We start from the raw sequence: 15,674 nt of genomic DNA, 5'->3' as shown, positions 1-15,674 counted from the left end.
CCATCGGCCTTGTCCGTCAGTCAGAATGCCGCCACCAGCAGCTTGAACAGCAGGCCCGCCACCGCGCACGCGGCGATCACGCGCGGCACCTTTTGCTTATAACGCAGCAAGGCCAGCGCCGCCCCCAGCCCGATCAGGGCCGCCGCCCAGTCGAACGTGCCGCCGAAGCCGGTCGGCCACAGCACGTGGTACGCAAAGAACAGCGCCAGGTTCAGGATCACGCCAACCACCGCCGCCGTGATGCCGGTCAGCGGCGCAGTGAAGCTGAGATCGTCGCGCGTGGCCTCGACCAGCGGCCCGCCGGCCAGGATGAACACGAACGACGGCAGGAAGGTGAACCAGGTCACCAGCACCGCCGCCACCGCACCGCCCAGCGGCAACAGCGCCGCGCCAAACGGCGCCTGCGCATAGCCGCCGACAAAGCCCACGAACGCCACCACCATGATCAGCGGGCCGGGCGTGGTTTCGCCCAGCGCCAGGCCGTCCATCATCTGCGTGGCGCTCAGCCAGCCGTAGTGCGTCACCGCGCCCTGGTACACGTATGGCAGCACGGCGTAGGCGCCGCCAAAGGTCAGCATGGCGGCCTTGGTGAAGAACCAGGCCATCTGCGTGTAGGTGTGCTGCCAGCCCACGGTGGCCATCAACAGCGCCATCGGCGCCAGCCACAACACAGCGCCGCAGCCGGCCACCAGCGCCAGCCGGCCCCAGCGGAAGCGCGCATGCGGCGGCGGCGCCGTGTCGTCGTCGATGACGGCCGCGCCATACGAGGCCTGGGCCGCGCCGTGGCCGCCGCCGGCCGTGAACGCCTGCGGCAGGAAGCGGCCGCCCGCATAGCCCGCCAACGCGGCGCCGGCAACGATCAGCGGGAACGGCAGTTGCAGGGCAAAGATCGCCACGAAGGCGGCGCCTGCGATGCCCCACAGCCAGCCGTTGCGCAAGGCGCGCGTGCCGATGCGGTGCGCGGCCTGCAGCACGATCGCCGTGACCGCCGGCTTGATGCCGTAAAACAGTCCCGCCACCAGAGGCTGCTGGCCGAACGCCATGTACAGCCACGACAGCAGCACCAGCAACAGCAGCGACGGCAGCACGAACAGGCCGCCGGCGATGATGCCGCCGCGCGTGCGATGCAGCAGCCAGCCGATGTAGGTGGCCAGCTGTTGCGCCTCGGGGCCGGGCAGCAGCATGCAGTAGTTGAGCGCGTGCAGGAAGCGGCGCTCGGAGATCCAGCGCCGGCGCTCGACCAGTTCCTGGTGCATGATGGCGATCTGCCCGGCCGGCCCGCCAAAGCTGATGCAGCCCAGCTTGAGCCAGAAGCGGAAGGCTTGCCAGAGGGTCGGCGCCGGCGGCGCGGTGGTAGGCGTCATCGTGGTCCCTGTCAAAATAAAAAAACCCCGCCGGCCTGAACGCGCTCAAGTTCGCGCTCAGTGCAGACGGGGCAGATGCGTGCCGGTGGCTGGCTTACATCTGTTCGATCATCACGTCGCCAAAGCCCGAGCACGAGACCTGGGTCGCGCCTTCCATCAGGCGGGCGAAGTCGTAGGTGACCTTCTTCGAATCGATGGCCTTTTCCATCGACTTGATGATCAGGTCGGCCGCTTCAACCCAGCCCATGTGGCGCAGCATCATCTCGGCGGACAGGATCAGCGAACCTGGGTTCACGTAGTCCTTGCCGGCGTACTTCGGCGCGGTGCCGTGGGTGGCCTCGAACATGGCGACCGAGTCCGACAGGTTGGCGCCCGGCGCGATGCCGATGCCGCCCACCTGGGCCGCCAGCGCGTCCGAGATGTAGTCGCCGTTCAGGTTCAGGGTGGCGATCACGCTGTACTCGATCGGGCGCAGCAGGATCTGTTGCAGGAAGGCGTCGGCGATCGAATCCTTGATGATGATGTCGCGGCCGGTCTTCGGGTTCTTGAACTTGCACCATGGGCCGCCGTCGATCAGCTCGGCGCCGAATTCCTTTTGCGCCAGCTCGTAGGCCCAGTCGCGGAAGCCACCCTCGGTGTACTTCATGATGTTGCCCTTGTGGACGATGGTCACCGACGGCTTGTCGTTGTCGATGGCGTACTGGATCGCCTTGCGCACCAGGCGCTGCGTGCCTTCGATCGACACCGGCTTGATGCCCAGGCCGGAGGTGGCCGGGAAGCGGATTTTGGTGACACCCATTTCCTTGATCAGGAAGTCCATCAGCTTCTTGGCGCCTTCCGAGCCCTGCTGGTACTCGATGCCGGCGTAGATGTCTTCCGAGTTCTCGCGGAAAATGACCATGTCGGTCTTCTCGGGCTCTTTGACCGGCGACGGCACGCCGGTGAAGTAGCGCACCGGGCGCAGGCAGACGTACAGGTCCAGCTGCTGGCGCAGCGCCACGTTGAGCGAACGGATGCCGCCGCCGACCGGCGTGGTCAGCGGGCCCTTGATCGAAACCACGTAATCCTTCAGCACCTGCAGCGTTTCTTCCGGCAGCCACACGTCCGGGCCGTACACGGTGGTCGACTTTTCGCCGGCGAAGATTTCCATCCAGCTGATCTTGCGCTTGCCGCCGTAGGACTTGGCCACGGCCGCGTCGATCACCTTGATCATCACCGGGCTGATGTCCACGCCGGTGCCATCGCCTTCGATGTAGGGAATGATCGGGTTATCTGGTACATTCAGGGAAAAATCGGCGTTGACGGTGATTTTTTGGCCGTCGGCAGGTACTTTGATATGCTGATACATCGTGTTCTCCGAAGTGGACGCTCGGCGGGCAGCGGGCTGCTCCCGCCAAGTCTTCTATAAGACATAAGACAGGTGTGTGGCATTATGCACCAGTATTTTCACAGGCGCCATGGTTTTCATCACAGCCTTTAAGCCTACACCAAAATCCTCTGAAGAGAAGTATGTCACTCATTCTATTTAATAAACCTTTCCAGGTGCTGTGCCAGTTCTCCCCGCAGGACGGCCGCGCCACGCTGGCCGACCACCTGAAGATTCCCAACATCTACCCCGCCGGGCGGCTCGACGCCGACAGCGAGGGCTTGATGCTGCTCACCGACGACGGCAAGCTGCAGCACACCATCGCCCATCCCGACCACAAGGAAGCCAAGGTCTACCTGGTGCAGGTGGACGGCGTGCCGGACGCGGCCAGCCTGGCCAGGCTGCAGGCGCCGCTGGACCTGGGCGACTTCGTCACCAAGCCGTGCAAGGCGGTGCGGATCGCCGAGCCGGAGTGGCTGTGGCCGCGCAATCCGCCGATCCGCAGCCGCGCCGAGCATCCGACCAGCTGGCTGGCGATCACGCTACAGGAAGGGAAGAATCGCCAGGTGCGGCGCATGACGGCCGCGGTCGGCCTGCCGACGCTGCGGCTGGTGCGCAGCGCCATCGGCGCCATCTCGCTGGCGACCCACCCACTGATGCCGGGCGAGTGGATGGAAGTGTCGGCCAAGGACCTGGCCGGCTAGAATGATGCGCCGCAGCACATAAAATTCTGTTTTTCGAGCATTTTTGTGTCAACTGGAAATTTCGGGCGGCGTTAATGAGATAGATTCATATGAATCTTCGGTTTTTTTTAGCTGGTTCAATCAACTGCCAAAGGAACTCATCATGTCCAAGATCATCGCTGCCCTGGTTGCCTCCCTGTTTGCTGCTTCCGCTTTCGCCGCCGCGCCTTCGGCATCGGCCTCCGCTTCGGCCATGGCTTCGGCCCCGATGGCATCGGCGCCATCCGCTTCGGCTTCGGCTGCCGCTTCCGCACCAAAAGCCAAGAAAGCCAAGCACAAGAAAGCATCCGCCTCGGCCGAAGCTTCGGCTTCCGCTTCGATGCCAGCCAAGTAATCGCTGCCACTCCGGCAAGCCGGCCTCGGGCCGGCTTTTTTTCGTCCGCGCATGCGAAAAAACCCGCGCTGACCGAAGTCAGGCGGGTTCTTGCTTTAAATCCCAGCGAGGGGAATTAAGCGGACAGTGCCTTCAGGGCAGCTGCCAGACGGCTCTTGTGGCGAGCTGCCTTGTTTTTGTGGATGATCTTCTTGTCCGCGATGCTGTCGATGGTCGACACGGACGATTGGAAGATTGCCGTCGCAGCAGCTTTGTCGCCGCCCTGGATCGCCTTGCGAACTGCCTTGATAGCGGTGCGCAGGGTCGAACGCTGGGACGAGTTGTGAGCGTTTTGCTTAACTGCTTGACGAGCGCGCTTGCGCGCTTGTGCGGTATTTGCCATGGAATTTCCTAAAACAGGGTAAAGGTGCGTTTGCAAACATTATTGTTTGCCAAACAGGTGCGTTCAGTGCGTCTGCCGAACCATGTGAGTCAAACTACTGCCTGCCAAACATTAGTGTCTGCGTAACAGAATTCTGTACAGCCTGCGATTATAGCGATGTTTTCTGTCAGGAGCAACTATAATCATGCCCCATGAACTTGCTTAAAACACTAGCCGCCATCTCCAGCATGACCATGCTGTCCCGCGTAACCGGATTATTGCGTGAAACCTTGTTTGCCCGGGCCTTCGGCGCCGGCGCCTACACGGACGCTTTCATCGTCGCGTTCCGCATTCCCAACCTGCTGCGCCGCCTGTTTGCCGAGGGGGCCTTCTCGCAAGCGTTTGTGCCGATATTGTCGGAATACAAAAACCAGCACGGCCAGGAGGCCAGCAAGACGCTGGCCGACCATGTGGCCAACACGCTGGTGTGGGCTACCCTGTTCGTCAGCGCGCTCGGCATTATAGGCGCACCGTTGTTTGTTTACCTCATCGCCACCGGCCTGGACAAGCAACCGGGCGCCTTCGACGCCGCCGTCTGGATGACGCGGCTGATGTTCCCCTATATCAGCTTCATGGCCTTCGTGGCGATGGCCGGCGGCGTGCTCAACACGTGGCGCGAGTTCAAGATCCCGGCCTTCACGCCGGTGCTGCTGAACCTGTCCTTCATCGCCGCCTCGCTGTTCCTGCAATCGCACCTGGAGCAGCCGATCTATGCGATGGCGATCGCCGTGTTCGTCGGCGGCATCCTGCAGGTGGCGATCCAGATCCCGGCGCTGATCAAGATCGGCATGCTGCCGCGCCTGTCATGGAATCCGGCGGCCGGCCTGGGCGATCCGGGCGTGCGCCGCGTGCTGAAGAAGATGGGGCCGGCCGTGTTCGCCGTGTCGGCCGCGCAGATCAGCCTGATGATCAACACCAGCATCGCCTCGCGCCTGGCCGAGGGCAGCATTTCCTGGCTGTCCTATGCCGACCGCCTGATGGAGTTCCCGACCGCGCTGCTGGGCGTGGCGCTGGGCACGATCCTGCTGCCCAGCCTGTCGAAGGCGCAGTCGGACGGCGACCCGCAGGAATACTCCGATCTGCTGGACTGGGGCCTGCGCCTGACCTTCCTGCTGGCGCTGCCGGCGGCGGTGGGCATGGCCGCGCTGGCCAAGCCGCTGATCGCCACCCTCTTCCACTACGGCAAATTCACCGACGAGGCGGCCACGCAGTCGTCCTATCCGCTGATCGCCTACAGCGCCGGCCTGCTGGGCATCATCCTGGTCAAGACGCTGGCGCCGGCGTTCTACGCGCGCCAGGACATCCGCACGCCGGTCAAGATCGCCACCGGCGTGCTGGTGGCGACGCAGCTGATGAACTGGATCTTCGTGCCCTATCTGAAAGTGTCGGGCCTGGCGCTGTCGATCGGGCTGGGCGCCTGCATCAACGCCAGCTTCCTGTACGCGGGCTTGCGCAAGCGCGGCATTTACCGGCCCAAGCCGGGTTGGACGATGTTCTGCGCGAAACTGGCCGTGGCTTGCGTGCTGATGGGCGCCGCCGCGTGGTTTGGCGGGCAGCAGGTGGACTGGCTGGGCTTGCAGCACCATACGCTGCTGCGGATCGGCGCGCTGATGCTGTTGATCGGGCTGTGCGGGGTGGTGTACTTCGCGGCGTTGTTTGCCATGGGATTCCGCCTGCGCGATATCAAGCGTACCGCCCGATAAGCGATACGCTGGACGTAAAAAAACCCGCCGAGGCGGGTTTTTTTACGTCACAGCTAAAACTTAAGCTGCTTTTTTTGCTTTGCGACGGGCAACAACACCAACCAGTGCCAGGCCACCCAGCAGCATGCCATAGGTTTCTGGTTCTGGTACGGCGGTTACCGAGTAGGTGCCGGTGTAGCTGGCGCCAGCGGCTGGGGTGCCCAGCAGGTTCAGAACCCATGGCGAATTTTCGGTCACTTCAACTCCCAGGAACTTCAGCTTGCCGGAGGTCGATTGCGACAGGTCCACGTAAGTGCCGTTCAGGTTCGACAGCGGATCAAAGGTCAGTTTCTGGCCGGTGATACTGATCGCGATGTCGTACTTACCTGGGGTTACGATGTCGAAGGTGATCAGGTCCTGGCCGCCGGACAGGATGCCATCGCCAACCACTTGATTCCAAACGTGCGAATCGCCATCAGCGATAACCATAACGGTTTGGTCGCCAGCGAAGGCACTTACGGAAGCGGCGGCCAGCAGAGCGCCAGCAACGAACGATTTCAATTTCATGTGATTTCCTTAATCAAACGAATTGTGGCTGCGCTTTCGCCAACCACCGAATAGTTAATAGGAGGTACTTCGGGAAGAATCATAACATAAGAATATTAATTCCCATTGTAATTTTTCCACTTTTAATTACTCCACAACAACTTTTCCCACGTTGTGAAAATAACAGGGTAAATGTCTTAGTATTAAGTAAATAATAGTGACAATTCGAGAGAAAAATCTTGGAAAGTGTGGCGTCCAAGCCGCTATTCTTGCGGGATTGGGGGCGGTTCGGGGGTGGCGGGCTGGTCCGGAGTCGGCGGCGACTCCGGCGGTTGCGGCAGACTCACCGGAGCCTCCACAGGCGGTGGCGGCGGGCTCGGCGTCGGTGGCGGCGCGCCTTTCTGTAGTCCTGCTACAGGCGCGGTGACGTGCGGCGATGGCCCCGTCATTTCAGTCGGGACCGCCCCGGCCAGCGCCATCGAAAATTTCCAATCGGAAATATGATTCTTGCCTTCGAATCCAGTATAGCGCGCTGGAAAATTCCCCACCTTCACAGGTTTGGCGTCGGACAGGCTGTAGACCGCCAGCACACCGACCTTGTCGCCGAGGTACAAGATGCCCCACTCCGCCTTACCGGTGATCGGGTCGACAAACAATTTGCGCAGATGCCGGCGGGTGCCGGGGAAGCGCGGGTCCTTCAGCAATTCCTTCAGCGACGGCGGCTGCGGCGGCATCCCGGCCGGCGTGGCGTCGGCGTAGCTTTTCAGGGCGTCGCTGAACGCGGCGCCGATATCGAGCAGCTCCATCTCCGCCCGGCTGCGCTGCACCACCGAACCGAGTTTGAGCGCAGTCGCCGTCACCAGGCCGATGATCGCCAGCAGGATCACCAGGCTCAGGTAAGTGAAGCCGCCGCCGCGGCGCAGGCGCTGCGCACTCATCACCAGTCGGAATAGGGCTTGCCGCTGCGGTCGTTGCCGGGCGCGCCGCTCTTGACGTTGTAGACCCCGCCCTTGCCCGCGTCCTCCGGCGGCACGATAATCCACGTGGTATCGCTGTCGGTGATCGGATCGACCGGCATCGCCCGCAGGTACTTCTTCTCCACCAGCTGCTCCAGCGAGTCGGGATAGCGGCCGGTATCGCCGTAGTATTGGTCGAGCACCTGCCGCACATTGCGCAGGTTATCGGCCAGCACGATCTCCTTGGACTTGTCGATGCTGGGGAAGTAGCGTGGCACGGCCAGCGTCAGCATCAGCGCGACGATGCCCAGCACCACCAGCAACTCGATCAGCGTGAATCCTTTGGTCTTCATGGTCACCATTTCTTGTAAGGCACGCCGTTCAGGCCGATCTTCTCGCTCAGGCTGTAGACGTCGTAGACATCCTCGCCCTCCTTCGGCTGGTCGGCGTCGCTGGCGTAGCTGCGCTTGCCCCAGGTCTGGCCGTCGCTCAGCGCGGCGTCCGGATTGAACGGGTCGCGCGGCACCCGGCGCAGGAAGTAGATCTTGGTGTGCTTGGGATTCTGCGCATCCGGCACGCCTTCCACCAACAGCTCCAGCGTTTTCGGATAGCCGGTCGAACCCAGCGCCTTGGCGACGCGGCCCTGGTCGTAGGCCAGCTTGTAGGCGTCCAGCGCGTAGCGGATCTGGTGCAGCGCTTCGCGCAGCTCCTGCTCCTGGCGACGCTGCACCACCACTTGCGCGGTCGGCACCACCAGGGCGCTGAGCAGGCCGAGGATGGCCAGCGTCACCAGCAGCTCGATCAGCGTGAAGCCGCGCTCGCGCTTCATGGTCATGCGCCTACTGCTGCGCCGGTGGAATCGGCGCCGGCTCCGGTTCTGGCGGCAGCAAAACCGGCTGCGGCTGCTGGCCCTGGCTGGGCGGCAGCGGCGCCGGCTGGCTCTGCGAGAGTGGTATCGACTGCACTACCGGCGCGGGGCGCATCAGCGCCGGCTGCACGCCCGATGGCGGCGGCAGCGCGCCCGGCGACGGTGGCGGCAAGGCGCCCGGCGACGGCGGCATCGCCACGGCGGGACGCGCACTCAGGTCCGGGCGGCGGCGGAAGCTCGCCTCCGTACCGGCCGAGAACTCCGACGCCGACGCTTCCGGACGCTGCACGTTGCGGATCAAATGCGGCGTGATCGACAGCACGATCTCGGTCTTCTGGCTGTCGTCACGCTTGCTGCCGAACAGGCGGCCGACGATGGGCAGGTCGCCCGCGCCCGGCACGTGGTTGGCGGTGCCCCGCTCTTCGTTGTTGATCAGGCCCGCCAGCACCTGGTTCTCGCCGTCCTTCAGCTGCAGCATGGTGGACGCCTGCCGCGTGCCGATCTGGTAGGCGGTGCCGCCGGTCTTGGTGGTGATGGTGCCGGTCAGGTTGCTCACCTCCAGCTGCACGCGGATCGCCACCTCGTCGTTCAGGTAGACCGTAGGCTCGACGCTCAGCGTCAGACCGACGTCGACGTAGGTCACGTTGTCGCTGGCGAAGCCGCCCACGCCGGAGGACACGGTGGTGGTAATCACCGGCAGCTTGTCGCCGATGACGATCTTGGCCTTTTCCTTGTTGCGCACGCGGATGCGCGGATTGGCCAGCAGATTGGAATCCGTGTCGTTCTTGTTGGCGTTGATGCCGGCGGCGACGCCGGTGACGCCGATGGTCCGCTGGTTCAGGTTATTCAGGTCGCGGATGGTGATCCCGGTGCCGCCCGACGTGGACAGCGGCGTCAGGCCGATGCCGGTCGGCCAGATCACGCCCAGATCCATCACGCTGCCCTTCTTCACTTCCAGGATCTCCACCTCCAGCATCACTTCCGCCTCCGGCGCGTCCTGCAGCGCCACCAGCTTCTCGGCCAGGCGGATCGCCTCCGGGCTGTCGCGCACGATCAGCAGGTTGAGTTTTTCATCGACCACCACGTCGCGGGACTTGAGGATGGTCTTGAGCGTGTTGGCCACCAGCTTGGCCTCGGCGTTCGCCAGGAAGAAGGTCTTGACCGTCATCTCCTGGTATTCCTTCAGCTTGGCCGCCACGTTCGGGTAGATCAGGATGGTGTCCGCATCCATCACCTGCTGCTCCAGCTGATTGGTCAGCAGCAGGAAGTAGATCGCCGATTCGACGGTGCTGTTCTTCAGCAGCACCGTGGTGCGCTGGTCGGTCTTGACGTCCTTGTCGAACACGAAGTTCAGGCCGGAGCGGCGCGAGATCACTTCGAACACCTGCTTGAGCGGCGCGTCGCGGAACTCGATCGAGATCGGCTGCTTGTAGGCCTTCGCCAGCCCCGGCTCGGCGGCGGGCGGCGCGATCTTTTCGTTCACCTCGTGCAGCATCAGGCGCGCCTTCTCGTTGGCCGGATTCTCGACCAGCATCGCGTTGAGCTTTTGCCTGGCCATTTCGTACTCGCCCTTGTTGACATGCGCGCTGGCGGCGGCGAGCAGCTTGGTCTGCCGGGCGTCGCGTTCCAGCGCGCGCAGGCCGGCGCGGGCGCGTTCGTTGAGCGGGTCCAGCGCCTGCACGCGGCGGAAGCCCTGCTCCGCCAGTTCCAGCTGGCCCTGGGCCAGCTGGCGTTCGGACTGGTCGAGCAGGCGCTGTGCGGCGCGGTCGCGCTCCAGCAGATAGGCCGAGCGGTACTGCGCGTTGCCCGGATCGGCCTTGACGGCTTCCTGGAACTTGAGCAGCCCGGCCTCGATCTGGTCCTTGGCGATCAGGTCGCGGCCGTCGCGATAGGCCATTTGTCCGGCACAGCCGCCCAGGGCGATCGCCAGCATGGCAGGCAGCGCGGCGCGGCGGCCCAAATTCTTCAGATGACTAGCCATCAGTCGAGGACTCCAATATTGATCTGTTGTACCTGATTCAAAGGCAGATAAGTGACCGACATCAGCGGCGGCGCGATCTTGTCGACGCGGTAGGTGCCGTCGATGACGGTTTGATTTTTTACGACGTAAGTCTTGTCGCCGCGCGCCAGGTAGACTTCCCAGGCGCCGTCGGCGACGGCCTTGCCCAACACCGTGAACGGCATCGGCGGCGCCACCGGCGCAGGCGGCGGTGCGTTCGACACGGGCGGCGGCGGTGGCGGCGGCGGATTCCAGTTCTGTCCCTGGAACACGCCCTCGCCCGAGGCGAAGGTGGCCTCGCCGGACTCGCCGACCAGCAGGGCGCGCGGCGTCAGGCGCAGTATCGCCACTTCGGCCTGCGGCTTGCCGTCCTTGCCGGCGCGCGGCGCGGGCGCGGCTGCCGGCGCGGTCGAGCGGCTGCGCGCCACCGGCTCGGCGATGTCGCCGGACGGCGAGTTATCGCCGAACAGCACCAGGCCCGCGGCACCGGCCAGCGCAATGCCCATCGCGATTTGATAAGGCTTCATGGCTCGCCATCCTTCAGGTACAGCGTGAAGCGCAGGCGCGCCTCCACCGTGGGTTCGGCGATGGCTTCGCGGCGGAAGCCGATTTCGTCCAGCGACGCGAACGGCATGTCGCGCAAGCCCTGCATGGCGAACTGCCAGATGGACTGGTACGGCCCCTTCACCGGCAGGATGATCTGGTAGGTGCTGACGCGGCTGGCCCTGTCGTAGCCGGCCTTGTACTCGCCCTGGCTCAGCGTCAGGTTGTTCTTGGCCGCCAGGTCGAACAGCACTTTGACCTGCTGCTCGGCGTAGCGCTTCTCGCCCAGCACTTCGTAGAAGCCGGCCAGGTTCTGGTTGGCCGATGGCGGCGGCGGCGCGGTGACCAGCGACGCGGGCGTCGGCAAGGGGCGCGCCATCAGCTGCGCCTGCGCCGCGCGTTGCGGCAGCAGCCAGGCCCACGCGGCGGCGCCGGCCACGCACAGCGCGACGGCTATGCAGGCCGGCGCACCGGCGCGCGTCAACGCCAGCCGCGCGCGCAGCACGACGGCGGCGAGGTTCACCGCATCTTTAACAGGCATCATCGGGCTACCCATGTGGCCTCCAGCTGGAAGCGCAACGGCCGGTTGGGATCCTGTTCATTGATTTCGTGGCGGGTCAGGACCACGCCGGTGAACAGTTCCTGCTGCTTGAGCTCCGCCACGTAGGCCACCATGTCGTCGCTGGTCTTGGTTTCGGCGGTGATCTTCAGCGCCTGCTTGCGCGGGTCCGGCTCCATCGCCACCAGCGCGACGCTGCGCGGCGTGGCTGCGGCCACCGCGTCCTGCAGATCGCGCCACGGCAGGTTCAGTTGCATGATGGCGCCGTTGACGAAGACAGCCTGTCCTTCCGGTATCGCCACCTGCGCCACTTCCACCGGCCGCGCCGAAATGGCCGCCGCGCGTTCGCGCACGTGGCGCAGCTCGTGCTCGCGCAGCCGTTGCTGCTCGACCAGCTTCCAGCCGCCGAATGCGGCGGCCGCGCACAGCAGCAGGCCGGCGCCGCCCAGCGCCAGCAGCGCGGGATGCGTGTGGAACAAGGTGCGGCGCAGGCTGCGCGGCGCGAAATCGATACGCATGTTCTTCATGCCGCGCTCCCTCCGCGCGCCAGCAGCGCCATCGTCGACAGGCCGCCGCTGGACGCTTGCTGCGCCTGATCCAGCACCGCGCACGCGATGTGGGCCGGATTGTTCACCGGCTTGCTCCACGTAGCGGGCGCGGCGCCGCAGACCTGCAGCAGCTCCGGCGCTTCCATGTCCAGCAGCAGCGCCTCGCGCTTGAGCGTCTGGCCCAGCCAGTATTGGTCGGCGCCCTGCCCGGCCGGCATCGGCATGGCGCGGATGGCGCGGATGCTCTTGCCGTCGGTTTCGACGGCGGCCAATGTCAGCAGGTGGTCGTGTACGAGGCCGAACCACGCGCCGGGCTTCACGCCGCGCCGCCAGCGATTGTAGGCGGTGATGAAGTGCGGTTCGATGCCGACGATGTGCAGCCTGAATTCCTCCGCCACCTGCCCCAGCACGGCCAGCAAGGCGCGCGGCACGGCGGCGGCGAAGAACGGCTGCGTGGCGTTCCAGTCGCCCGATATCTGCCAGGCCGACGGCGATTCGCCATACAGCGACTGGAAGCGGAAGCCTGCCGCCGCCTCGATGTCGGCCAGGCGCGCGGCGTCCGGCGGCGGTACGACGCGCCACAAGCGCGTCAGGTCGTCGGCCAGCACAATGCTGACCGGCCAGCCGCCGACTTCCTGTTCGCCAAACAGCGCGCGCAGGGCGTTGGCGATGGCGTCGAACGGATGCTCGCCCGACGGCGCGAAGGCGTGTTCGGCCAGCACGGTGACCGGCTCGCCGCGCCAGCGGCTGACGCGCAGCAGGCTCACGGCAAAGCCGGAGACGCCGATGCGCAGGGATTGTCCAATTGCTCTACGCATGCAAGGTTACTCGTTTGATTTCGGCCAGCGTGGTGCCGCCCCGCTTGACCAGTTCCAGCGCCGCCTGGCGCAGGCTGCGCGTGCCGTTGGCGTAGGCCGCCTGCTTGATCTGGCGGATCGGCCGCTTGTCGACGATCAGTTCGCGGATCTCGTCGTTCAGCGTGAGGATCTCGGCGATCGAACGGCGGCCCTTGTAGCCGGTGCCGCGGCAATCGCCGCAGCCCTCGCCCTGCATGAAGCGGTACTCGTAGACGTCGGCGCGGGCCAGGCCCACGCTGGCCAGTTCGTGGTCGTCCGGCGTGTACTGCGCCGCACAGTGCGGGCAGTTGATGCGCACCAGGCGCTGCGCCCAGATGCCGTTCAGCGCCGACACGAAGGCATACGGGTCGATGCCCATGTGCGTGAAGCGGCCGAACACGTCGAACACATTGTTGGCGTGGACGGTGGTCAGCACCAGGTGGCCCGTCAGCGCGGACTGCACGGCGATTTCCGCCGTCTCGCGGTCGCGGATCTCGCCGACCATGATCTTGTCCGGGTCGTGGCGCAGGATGGAGCGCAGGCCCTTGGCGAAGGTCAGGCCCTTCTTCTCGTTGACCGGGATCTGCAGGATGCCGGGCAGCTGGTACTCGACCGGGTCTTCGATGGTGATGATTTTTTCGCGGCCGTTGTGGATCTCGGTCAGCGCGGCGTACAGCGTGGTGGTCTTGCCGGAGCCGGTGGGCCCGGTCACCAGCAGCATGCCGTAGGCTTCCTGCGCCAGCACGCGCAGCGTGGCCAGCGACGGCGCGTCGAAGCCCAGCGCCTCCAGCGTCAGCGAGCCGTAGGCTTCGATCATGGCGCGCTTGTCGAGGATACGGATCACCGCGTCCTCGCCGTGGATGCTCGGCATGATGGAGACGCGCAGGTCGATCTCGCGCGAGTTGGCCTCCACGCGGAAGCTGCCGTCCTGCGGCACGCGGCGTTCGGCGATGTCCAGCTCCGCCAGCACCTTCAGGCGCGAGATGATCTGCTCGGCGACGTCGATGCCGTTGACCGAGGTGGCGTGATCGAGCACGCCGTCCACGCGGTACTTGACGGCCAGGCCGCCGGCGGTGCTCTCCAGGTGGATGTCGGAGGCGCCGGCCTTCAGGGCGTCGTACAGCGTGGAGTTGACCAGGCGGACGGCGGGGCTGGCCGCTTCCGACACCGAGGCGAACGACAGCACGGCGGCGGTCTTGCCGTCGCGCCGGCCCTCGCTGGCGCCGGGCAGCAGCGTGTCGGTGGCGCGCGCCGATTCCTCCTGCTTGGACAGGTAGGCCTGGATGTCGGCCTGCAGCGCCAGCCGCGTTTGCAGCGGCGCGTGCGGCGTGGCGCGCGCCTGCGTGCCCAGCCAGGTTTGCAGATCGAGGTCGAAGGGATCGGCGATCACGCCGACCACCAGGCCGTCATGCCCGCGCAGCAGCACGCAGTGACGCGCCAGTGCCTGCGACAGCGGCAGCAGGTCGAAGGCCGGCGTGTAGCCCAGCATGTCGACCGTTTCCAGCACCGCCATGCCGAACGGCTGCGCCAAGGCCTGCACCACCAGGCGCGGCTCCATGTCGGCCAGCGCGACCAGCTCCTCGACCAGCGTGCGCTTCGATTGCTGGCGCAGGTGGCGGGCGCGCGCGACCAGCGCCATATCCAGGACAGGCGCCAGCGCCGGCGTCACGGCGGCGACGGCGATGTGTGGGGTGGCCTGGGCCGTCATGACATGTCTCCGGCCAGATCGAAAATCGGCATATACAGCAGCACCACGATGGCGCCGACCACCAGGCCGATCGCGGCCATCAGCAGCGGTTCAAAGGTTCGGGTGAAGCGTTCTATCCAGCGGCTGATTTCGCCGTCGTAGAAGGCCGCGGATTGGGTCAGCATCGGGCCCATGTCGCCGGTGCGCTCGCCCACGCGCAGCATGCGCAGCGAGATCGGCGTGGTCAGGGCGTTGGCCTCGAAGGCGGTCGACAGCGGCAGGCCCGATTCGATGGCGGCGCGCGCGCTCTGCAAATTCTGGCGGATGCCGGCCGAGACCATGCCCTGCACCGTCTCGATCGCGTGCACGATGGTGATGCCGCCCTCGCTGAGCATGCCCAGCGTCAGGTACAGCCGCGACAACTCGTAGATGCGCACCCGCTCGCCGATGCCGGGCAGGCGCGCCAGCAGGCGGGCGAAGCCGCCGTTGCCCATCAGCTGGCGCACGCCCAGCGCCAGCGCGCCCAGCACGGCGGCGATGCCGCCCAGCAGCAGCGCGGTGTGGGCGCCGGCGAACTGGCCCCAGTTGAGCATCTGCTGCGACAGCCACGGCAGGTTGCGGCCGGCGCCCTGGTAGACCTCGGCGAAGCGCGGCACGACGTAGCCGATCAAAAAAAGGCTGACGCCGCCGCCGACCAGCAGCAGGATGCACGGATAGATGGCGGCCGACACCAGCTTGCCGCGCACCAGGTCGATGCGCTGCTGGTAGTCGATGAAGCGCGACAGCGAACGCGGCAGGTCCGAAGTGCCCTCGGCCGCCTTGACGATGCCGATGTACAGCGGCGGGAACAGCTCGGGCTGCTCGGCCAGCACGGCCGAGAAGCGCTGGCCCTCGCGCAGGCCGGCCAGCAGGCGCTCCAGCACGCTGCGGGTGACGGGGCTGGTTTCCTTCTCCAGCAGCGCCTCCAGGCCTTCGACGATGCCCAGGCCGGCGGTCAGCAGCGCCAGCAGCTCCTGGCTGAACAGCACCAGCGAGAGGCCCTTGCCGCGCGCCTTGCCGCCGCGCAGGCCGAGGCCGCCGCGCACGGGCGCGATGGCGCTCACGTACAGGCCGCGCGCCTCCACCTGGCGGCGCGCGTCGGCCTCATCGCGGCCATCGATCACCAGATGGGAAATGGCCATATCGGCCGACAAGGTGCGGACATCGAACTGCATGGCGAAAA

17 protein-coding genes are annotated in these 15,674 nt (G+C 65.6%); 2 read left to right on the top strand and 15 right to left on the bottom strand.

Annotated features, from left to right (window positions below):
• Positions 1–20 precede the first annotated feature (20 nt).
• Positions 21–1,364: a chromate efflux transporter gene (gene chrA, locus AC07WS_RS28140; RefSeq protein ID WP_494732244.1), complete on the bottom strand. Its 1,344-nt coding sequence runs from the start codon at positions 1,362–1,364 to the stop codon at positions 21–23.
• A 94-nt stretch (positions 1,365–1,458) separates the two neighbouring features.
• Positions 1,459–2,712 carry an NADP-dependent isocitrate dehydrogenase gene (gene icd / locus AC07WS_RS28135; RefSeq protein WP_161087654.1) on the bottom strand — a complete coding sequence of 418 codons (1,254 nt, stop codon included), beginning with the start codon at positions 2,710–2,712 and terminating at the stop codon, positions 1,459–1,461.
• A 161-nt stretch (positions 2,713–2,873) separates the two neighbouring features.
• Between icd and AC07WS_RS28130 the strand changes: the two genes are divergently transcribed.
• Entirely contained in the window at positions 2,874–3,434 is a 561-nt protein-coding gene (locus AC07WS_RS28130; protein WP_161091591.1) for a pseudouridine synthase, read from the top strand.
• Between the two features lie 120 nt (positions 3,435–3,554).
• Here the strand turns inward: AC07WS_RS28130 and AC07WS_RS28125 are convergent, their stop codons facing one another.
• Together AC07WS_RS28125 and rpsT are read right to left on the bottom strand one after the other, a co-directional pair.
• On the bottom strand, positions 3,555–3,803 hold the full coding sequence (locus AC07WS_RS28125) for a hypothetical protein (protein ID WP_494732243.1): 249 nt from the start codon (positions 3,801–3,803) through the stop codon (positions 3,555–3,557).
• Between the two features lie 119 nt (positions 3,804–3,922).
• Positions 3,923–4,189: a 30S ribosomal protein S20 gene (rpsT, locus tag AC07WS_RS28120; RefSeq protein ID WP_008446456.1), complete on the bottom strand. Its 267-nt coding sequence runs from the start codon at positions 4,187–4,189 to the stop codon at positions 3,923–3,925.
• Positions 4,190–4,380: 191 nt separating this feature from the next.
• On the opposite strand from rpsT, the gene murJ reads away from it, so the two are divergent.
• Positions 4,381–5,931 carry a murein biosynthesis integral membrane protein MurJ gene (murJ, locus tag AC07WS_RS28115; RefSeq protein WP_494732242.1) on the top strand — a complete coding sequence of 517 codons (1,551 nt, stop codon included), beginning with the start codon at positions 4,381–4,383 and terminating at the stop codon, positions 5,929–5,931.
• 60 nt (positions 5,932–5,991) lie between these two features.
• On the opposite strand, the gene AC07WS_RS28110 is transcribed toward murJ, so the two are convergent.
• From AC07WS_RS28110 to AC07WS_RS28060, 11 genes are all read right to left on the bottom strand, one after another.
• On the bottom strand, positions 5,992–6,477 hold the full coding sequence (locus tag AC07WS_RS28110; RefSeq protein WP_494732241.1) for an FxDxF family PEP-CTERM protein: 486 nt from the start codon (positions 6,475–6,477) through the stop codon (positions 5,992–5,994).
• 242 nt (positions 6,478–6,719) lie between these two features.
• Positions 6,720–7,394, bottom strand: a complete 675-nt coding sequence (locus tag AC07WS_RS28105; protein ID WP_494732240.1) for a type II secretion system protein — start codon at positions 7,392–7,394, stop codon at positions 6,720–6,722.
• Positions 7,394–7,774, bottom strand: coding sequence for a type II secretion system protein (locus AC07WS_RS28100; protein WP_494732239.1), 381 nt, complete (start codon positions 7,772–7,774; stop codon positions 7,394–7,396). Before AC07WS_RS28100 ends, AC07WS_RS28105 begins: the two co-directional genes overlap by 1 nt.
• On the bottom strand, positions 7,768–8,247 hold the full coding sequence (locus AC07WS_RS28095; RefSeq protein WP_494732238.1) for a prepilin-type N-terminal cleavage/methylation domain-containing protein: 480 nt from the start codon (positions 8,245–8,247) through the stop codon (positions 7,768–7,770). Before AC07WS_RS28095 ends, AC07WS_RS28100 begins: the two co-directional genes overlap by 7 nt.
• A 4-nt stretch (positions 8,248–8,251) precedes the next feature.
• The gene (locus AC07WS_RS28090) at positions 8,252–10,261 is read right to left on the bottom strand and encodes a secretin GspD/PilQ domain-containing protein (protein ID WP_494732237.1); all 2,010 of its coding nucleotides are present in this window, start codon (positions 10,259–10,261) and stop codon (positions 8,252–8,254) included.
• Positions 10,261–10,806 carry a hypothetical protein gene (locus AC07WS_RS28085; RefSeq protein WP_494732236.1) on the bottom strand — a complete coding sequence of 182 codons (546 nt, stop codon included), beginning with the start codon at positions 10,804–10,806 and terminating at the stop codon, positions 10,261–10,263. Before AC07WS_RS28085 ends, AC07WS_RS28090 begins: the two co-directional genes overlap by 1 nt.
• The gene (locus tag AC07WS_RS28080) at positions 10,803–11,378 is read right to left on the bottom strand and encodes a hypothetical protein (RefSeq protein ID WP_494732235.1); all 576 of its coding nucleotides are present in this window, start codon (positions 11,376–11,378) and stop codon (positions 10,803–10,805) included. Before AC07WS_RS28080 ends, AC07WS_RS28085 begins: the two co-directional genes overlap by 4 nt.
• Positions 11,363–11,908, bottom strand: coding sequence for a PilN domain-containing protein (locus tag AC07WS_RS28075; RefSeq protein WP_494732234.1), 546 nt, complete (start codon positions 11,906–11,908; stop codon positions 11,363–11,365). Before AC07WS_RS28075 ends, AC07WS_RS28080 begins: the two co-directional genes overlap by 16 nt.
• Positions 11,905–12,747, bottom strand: a complete 843-nt coding sequence (locus AC07WS_RS28070) for a hypothetical protein (RefSeq protein WP_494732233.1) — start codon at positions 12,745–12,747, stop codon at positions 11,905–11,907. The genes AC07WS_RS28075 and AC07WS_RS28070 overlap by 4 nt, the downstream gene beginning before the upstream one ends.
• Positions 12,740–14,473 (bottom strand): GspE/PulE family protein, encoded by a 1,734-nt coding sequence (locus AC07WS_RS28065; RefSeq protein WP_494732232.1) that lies wholly within the window; start codon positions 14,471–14,473, stop codon positions 12,740–12,742. The genes AC07WS_RS28070 and AC07WS_RS28065 overlap by 8 nt, the downstream gene beginning before the upstream one ends.
• Positions 14,470–15,666, bottom strand: a complete 1,197-nt coding sequence (locus tag AC07WS_RS28060) for a type II secretion system F family protein (protein ID WP_494732231.1) — start codon at positions 15,664–15,666, stop codon at positions 14,470–14,472. Before AC07WS_RS28060 ends, AC07WS_RS28065 begins: the two co-directional genes overlap by 4 nt.
• Positions 15,667–15,674 lie beyond the last annotated feature (8 nt).

It is taken from the genome of Duganella sp. GW821-FHT01E12, assembly GCF_059422325.1.
This window is presented reverse-complemented; position numbering and strand designations above follow the sequence as displayed.

What these genes read in the sequence shown, in the direction of transcription:
- chrA (WP_494732244.1), bottom strand. Translation starts at nt 1,364, where the DNA reads ATGACGCCTACCACCGCGCCGCCGGCGCCGACCCTCTGGCAAGCCTTC.
- icd (WP_161087654.1), bottom strand. Translation starts at nt 2,712, where the DNA reads ATGTATCAGCATATCAAAGTACCTGCCGACGGCCAAAAAATCACCGTC.
- AC07WS_RS28130 (WP_161091591.1), top strand. Translation starts at nt 2,874, where the DNA reads ATGTCACTCATTCTATTTAATAAACCTTTCCAGGTGCTGTGCCAGTTC.
- rpsT (WP_008446456.1), bottom strand. Translation starts at nt 4,189, where the DNA reads ATGGCAAATACCGCACAAGCGCGCAAGCGCGCTCGTCAAGCAGTTAAG.
- murJ (WP_494732242.1), top strand. Translation starts at nt 4,381, where the DNA reads ATGAACTTGCTTAAAACACTAGCCGCCATCTCCAGCATGACCATGCTG.
- AC07WS_RS28110 (WP_494732241.1), bottom strand. Translation starts at nt 6,477, where the DNA reads ATGAAATTGAAATCGTTCGTTGCTGGCGCTCTGCTGGCCGCCGCTTCC.
- AC07WS_RS28105 (WP_494732240.1), bottom strand. Translation starts at nt 7,394, where the DNA reads ATGAGTGCGCAGCGCCTGCGCCGCGGCGGCGGCTTCACTTACCTGAGC.
- AC07WS_RS28100 (WP_494732239.1), bottom strand. Translation starts at nt 7,774, where the DNA reads ATGGTGACCATGAAGACCAAAGGATTCACGCTGATCGAGTTGCTGGTG.
- AC07WS_RS28095 (WP_494732238.1), bottom strand. Translation starts at nt 8,247, where the DNA reads ATGACCATGAAGCGCGAGCGCGGCTTCACGCTGATCGAGCTGCTGGTG.
- AC07WS_RS28090 (WP_494732237.1), bottom strand. Translation starts at nt 10,261, where the DNA reads ATGGCTAGTCATCTGAAGAATTTGGGCCGCCGCGCCGCGCTGCCTGCC.
- AC07WS_RS28085 (WP_494732236.1), bottom strand. Translation starts at nt 10,806, where the DNA reads ATGAAGCCTTATCAAATCGCGATGGGCATTGCGCTGGCCGGTGCCGCG.
- AC07WS_RS28080 (WP_494732235.1), bottom strand. Translation starts at nt 11,378, where the DNA reads ATGGGTAGCCCGATGATGCCTGTTAAAGATGCGGTGAACCTCGCCGCC.
- AC07WS_RS28075 (WP_494732234.1), bottom strand. Translation starts at nt 11,908, where the DNA reads ATGAAGAACATGCGTATCGATTTCGCGCCGCGCAGCCTGCGCCGCACC.
- AC07WS_RS28070 (WP_494732233.1), bottom strand. Translation starts at nt 12,747, where the DNA reads ATGCGTAGAGCAATTGGACAATCCCTGCGCATCGGCGTCTCCGGCTTT.
- AC07WS_RS28065 (WP_494732232.1), bottom strand. Translation starts at nt 14,473, where the DNA reads ATGACGGCCCAGGCCACCCCACACATCGCCGTCGCCGCCGTGACGCCG.
- AC07WS_RS28060 (WP_494732231.1), bottom strand. Translation starts at nt 15,666, where the DNA reads ATGCAGTTCGATGTCCGCACCTTGTCGGCCGATATGGCCATTTCCCAT.